Source organism: Deinococcota bacterium, assembly GCA_030858465.1.
Classification (GTDB): Bacteria; Deinococcota; Deinococci; order Deinococcales; family Trueperaceae; genus JALZLY01.
Window position 1 is genome coordinate 1 of the sequence record JALZLY010000121.1, and the last position, 5,377, is coordinate 5,377.

The 5,377-nt window shown below is 58.2% G+C and carries 2 protein-coding genes and 2 pseudogenes; 3 read left to right on the forward strand and 1 reads right to left on the reverse strand.

The genetic code is table 11. The annotated features are described in order from the left end of the window. From M3498_05830 to M3498_05840, 3 genes and pseudogenes are all read left to right on the forward strand, one after another. On the forward strand, window positions 1-666 hold a 666-nt coding region (locus tag M3498_05830; protein MDQ3458804.1), incomplete at its 5' end, for a tyrosine-type recombinase/integrase. A 150-nt stretch (window positions 667-816) separates the two neighbouring features. After that, a pseudogene (locus tag M3498_05835) lies at window positions 817-1,441 on the forward strand (tyrosine-type recombinase/integrase). A gap of 4 nt (window positions 1,442-1,445) precedes the next feature. After that, a complete protein-coding gene (locus M3498_05840) occupies window positions 1,446-4,439 on the forward strand; it encodes a Tn3 family transposase (protein MDQ3458805.1) in 2,994 nt (997 codons plus the stop codon). Between the two features lie 45 nt (window positions 4,440-4,484). Here the strand turns inward: M3498_05840 and M3498_05845 are convergent. Continuing rightward, window positions 4,485-4,754 (reverse strand): annotated as a pseudogene (locus M3498_05845) (ADP-ribosylglycohydrolase family protein). Between the last annotated feature and the right edge of the window lie 623 nt (window positions 4,755-5,377).

Sequence of the window (5,377 nt, forward strand, 5' to 3'; positions counted from 1 at the left end):
GCCAACACCCGCCGTGCGTACGAGCGGGATGTACGCGACTTCAGCCTCTATATCGGCATCCAGCAGGTCGAGGAGTACCGGCTCGTCACCCGCGCCCACGTCATCGCCTGGCGCAAAGACTTAGAGGATAAGAGCCTCTCCCCTTCTACGATACGGCGCAAGCTCTCAGCCCTCTCTTCGCTGTTCGATAGCCTCTGCGAAGCCAACGCCGTCACCCACAACCCGGTGTCAGGGGTGACACGTCCCAACGAAGGCGCGAACGAGGGGCATACCCCGGCGCTGAGCGACGCCCAGGCTAGGGCCTTACTCGAGGCTCCACCCGAGGGGACCCTCAAAGGCAAAAGGGACCGGGCGATTCTGGCGACACTGCTCTACCACGGCGTCCGGCGTGAGGAGCTGACCAAGCTGCGGGTTCGGGACGTCCACCAGCGGCAGGGGGTGGTTCACTTCCGCGTCCAGGGCAAGGGCGGCAAAACGCGCTTCGTTCCAGCTGCGCCCAAAGCGTTAAGGCTCATTCAGAGCTACCTCGAGGTAGCTGGCCACGCCGAGGACAGAGACGGCGCGCTCTTCCGGCCCGTTCGGAACAACGTGACTGGCGAGCTCGGCAAACACCTGCACCCTGACTCGGTGCTGAAGTCCATCGTCAAGCCATATCGGGTACGGTAAAGAACCGTGCAAAATCCTAGTTAGCGCTTAAACTTTCCCTAGTAAACCCATTTTTGGTAAAGTAGCCAGTACGAAAAGCGCGTTTCATCGGATTGCTTCAGCTCGTTCTTACCACTGCCACCCATCCTTTTCGGGAAAGTTGGTGTGTGCATGTCGCGCAAGCTTCCACCGCCCAAGCGTCCTAACAGTGAACGGCGCAGCCGCGAATACCTGACCCACAATGAGGTCGAACGACTTTGTGAGGCGGCGCACCGCCAGGGGCGTCACGGTGTCCGCAACGCCGCCATGCTGCTGCTCACCTACCGTCATGCGTTGAGGGTATCAGAACTGGTCGCCCTACGCTGGGATCAGGTCGATTTCAAGGACGCGCGCCTGTTCGTTAAGCGCAAGAAGAACGGGCTGGACAGTACCCATCCACTCTATGGTCCTGAACTGCGAGCGTTAAGGCAGCTCAGGCGGAACTATCCCAACACACCCTACGTCTTCGTAAGTGAGCGCAAAAGTCCCATGACCGCCGCTAATGTCCGCAAGATCGTGGCACGAGCGGGAGAGGGGGCGAAGCTAGGCTTTCCCGTACACCCACACATGCTTCGCCACGCACAGGTGAGCATCGCAGATGCAGCGCTATGCGCTTAACCTATGCGGCTTCAAGCTCGCTAACGACGGACACGATACGAGGGCTATCCAGCACTACCTCGGCCACAAGAACATCCAGCACACCGTGCGCTATACCGAGCTCTCCAGCAAGCGCTTCCAAGGCTTCTGGGACGACTGACGCTATGACTGCCCTTCACGAAACCGCCTATCCCAGGATTCGAACGCGGCTCAGCCCTGAGGACCTGCAGCTCTATACACCGACTGCGGACGAGCAACGTTTCGCCCAGGAGAACACGCGCGCGGAAGTGGGTAAGTTAGGGCTCTTGATGTTGCTCAAAGTCGCACAGCGCCTGGGCTATTTTCCGATGTTCAAGCAGGTTCCGGCTGAGGTGAAGGCGCATATTGCCGGCTGTATGGGGGCAGTGCTGTGGCACGAGCTTTGCGAACAGTATGAGGCGTCGAGCTACCGCTGGCGGCACGTCCCACTGTTGCGGGAGTATCTGGGCATCCGCGCCTTCAGCGAGGGCGGCGACCGCCACATGATCGCGGCGCTCATCGACGCCGCTAAACATAAGGACGTGCTTGCCGACCTTATCAATAGCGCGACCGAGTCGCTGGTCGAGGCCCGCTTCGAGCTGCCCGCTTTCAGCTGGCTCAGGCGCGCGGCTAGGAAAGCCCGAGCACAGGTGAATCTAGGGTATTACCAGCGTGTTGTGGGCGCACTCACGGACAACCAGCGGGCGACCATCCAGCAGCTGTTGACCTCTGAGGGTAAGCACAAAGAGAGTGCCTGGCAACGCCTCAAACGTGAGCCTAAACAGCCGACCAACAGAAACATGCAGCGCTTTATCGCTCACCTGCACTGGCTCAAGGCTTTGAATCTAAGCTGCGCCGAACTTGGCCGGGTACCCGAAAGCAAGGGCTATCGGTTTGTCGAGGAAGCGAGAGCTATGAATGTAACGCGCCTTAGCGAATTGCAAGAAGCCAAGCGCCTGACCCTCACGGTGGCTTTAGTGAACACTCAGCATTCGCAGGCACTCGACGATCTCGCGGAGATGGTCATCCGCAAGGTGTCCAAAATGCACCGGGACGCCGACGACGCACTCGAACGGTATCAGCTCGAGCAGCGGGCCGAGACCGAAGCGTTACTTGGCTTGCTGCAAGAGATCGCAGCGCGGTGGCACACCAGCCCCGACGACGAGAGTCGGTTGCGGCGTCTTTCTCAGGTCTTAGGGGATAACAGCGAGAGCATCCTCGAGCGCTGTGAGCGGCAGCTCGGCTACGCCGGCAACAACTATTTGCCCTTCTTACCGCCCCTGTTTAGGGGCAAACGCAAGCTTGTTTTCGACGCGCTCGAGCTGCTCATTCCTAAATCTACGAGCACGGATCGCAACCTGGAGCGCGCTCTACGGTTCATCCTAGAACAGCGTTACCGACGCGGTGAGTGGCTACCGGTTGAAGGCGAAGGAAACGACGACGTCGCGCCCCTCGACCTGTCGTGGATACCCCCGAAATGGTGGCGGGCGGTAACGGGTCAAACTGATCGCGCCCCCGTGAAGCGCGTCCACCGCAAATATTTCGAGCTTTGCGTCATCTCCTGCGTCGTGATTGAACTCAAATCGGGCGATCTCTATATCGATGGTGCCGATCAGTACGGCGACTATCGACATCAGCTTCTCGACTGGGAGCAGTATCATCGACTCCAACCCACTTATTGCCCCCAAGTAGGGCTGGCTGCCACCCCCGCAGCCTTCAGTCAAACAGTTCAGACGTGGCTTGCAGATACCATCCACCAGACAGACGCTGCTTTTCCCAAGAACACGGCTATGACGCTTAAAGATGGAGAATTAGTGGCGCAGCGCGTGAAAGGGCGGGTCGAGCCTGAGGGTTTAGCGGCGCTCGAGGCTCTGCTGAGTAAGCACCTGCTCGAGAGTGAGCGCAGCGTGGTAGATATCCTGACCGATACCGAGCACTGGCTGAACTGGTCGAGGACGTTCAAACCTGTCTCGGGTTTCGAGGGACGGTTAAGCGACGCACAGCAGCGTTACATCGCTACCACTTTGTGTTATGGCTGCCAGCTTGGACCTACGCAGACCGCACGCTCTTTAACCGGTTTAGACCGTCGCCAAGTCGCCTACGTCAACCAGTTCCATATCACCGAGCAGAGCTTGATCGACACCAACACCGAGGTAGTCAACGCTTACCACCGCTGCGCTCTGCCAAAGCTCTGGGGCACGGGCGCGAGTGCCAGTGCAGACGGCACCCGCTGGGACGTCTACCAACAGAATCTCTTAGCCGAGTACCACCTACGTTACGGCAGCTGGGGCGGCATCGGCTACTACCACGTGACCGACACCTACGTAGCCATCTTCAGCAGCTTCATCGCCTGCGGGGTATGGGAGGCGATCTATATCCTCGACGGTCTTATGGAAAACGAGTCCGACCTCCGACCTGACACCCTCTACGCCGACACGCAGGGGCAGTCCGAAACGGTCTTCGGTTTGGCGTACCTGTTGGCGATCAAGCTTATGCCTCGCATCCGTAACTGGAAGCGGCTCAAGTTCTACCTACCCAACAAGGTTTTTCAGACCCAGCACCTCCAGGATATGTTCGACGAGCCGATCAACTGGCAGCTCATCGAGCGGCACTACCACGACATGATGCGTGTTGCGGTGTCGATCAGCCAGGGAACCATCCGAGCGTCAACGATTCTGAGGAAACTCAACACCTACAGCCGTAAGAACAAGCTCTTTCTTGCCTTTCGAGAATTGGGAAGGGCGGTTAGAACGGTGTTCTTGCTGAATCTCGTGAACAGCGAGGAGCTGCGCCGCACAGTCGAGACCGCTACCAATACCTCGGAAGCCTGGAACAACTTTGTGCAGTGGCTCGGATTCGGCAGCAGTGGGTTGGTACGAGCGAGCCAGCGCGAGCAGCAACGCAAAATCATCCGCTACAACCATCTGGTCGGCAACCTCACGGCCTTTCACAACGTCGTGTCAATGACCAAGATTTTGCAGGGACTAATCGACGAGGGCTATCCTGTGACTGCCGAGCAGATTGCTAGGCTTTCACCTTACCGGACTGAGCACATCAACCGCTTTGGACAGTACGAACTACGGCTGGATCAGATGCCGTCACCCTTAGAGACGGAGTTGCGGCTTGCCGCTGTTACCTAAACACACGGACCAACTAGGATTTTGCACGGTTCTTTACCGTACCCCCATGTGGCCGTCGCGGTACCAGCGCAGGTAACGCTCGAGCTGATCGATAGGATCGAAGCCTCTACGCGCGATCAGGCTCTCAGCCAGGCATAGCGCCATGCTGGTGTCGTCGGTCCACTGCCCGGGCTCGAGGCCAAAGGGACCACCACCCACCATGTCCGTGAGAGGTGGGAATGAGCCCGGTAGTTTGAACTCTAGAGTCGTTCCGAGGGCATCACCGGTGGCGAGGCCGAGCAGCGAGCCGCGGTAGCGGTCCCGTAGGTTGTGCATGACGGTCATTCTACAGGTTGACAACGGTACAAAATGGTACAAACTGACGGTCGTTGGTTTTGGGGAAAGGATCTGAAGCTCGGGCGTCAGGAACAAGCTGCTTTGGGCAAGCAAGGAACGAGTAACCAGCGCAGTGAAGATTGTACCAAGGCCCGTAACCATTTGCGCATGGGTAAGTCATAAACGAAAGATGCGCTTGTTCAGGCGGGCTCGCCCTGCACGAATAGGCGAGGAGCGAAGAAGCGAACATTGCCAGTCACCATCACCTATCCGGCGGTATGCTCAGGATAGTCAACATCGCGACCAGGCGTAACGCTCACATAACGTTGCTCTCGCTAAGGTGGTTCAAGGTTGCAGTGTGGCACGGTAGGACGTGCGGCAACCTGTACATCAGTTAAGGGAGGAGGAACCTGCTCGGAGGATGTTGTTGCGTCAAGAAGCCGCTCGCAAACTTGCTTGAAAGGTAACTACCTACCCCCTATGCACCAGCTAAAGGAAGCCTGACTACGGGGACAAAACTTTCAGACATAGTTCCAGCGGGTACTTAGCCTCGTTAGGAGCAGCGGTGATAGCCGCCCGCAAGAGCTCGAAGCCGCGCTTGAAGAGGCTTTTGGGGGCATAGC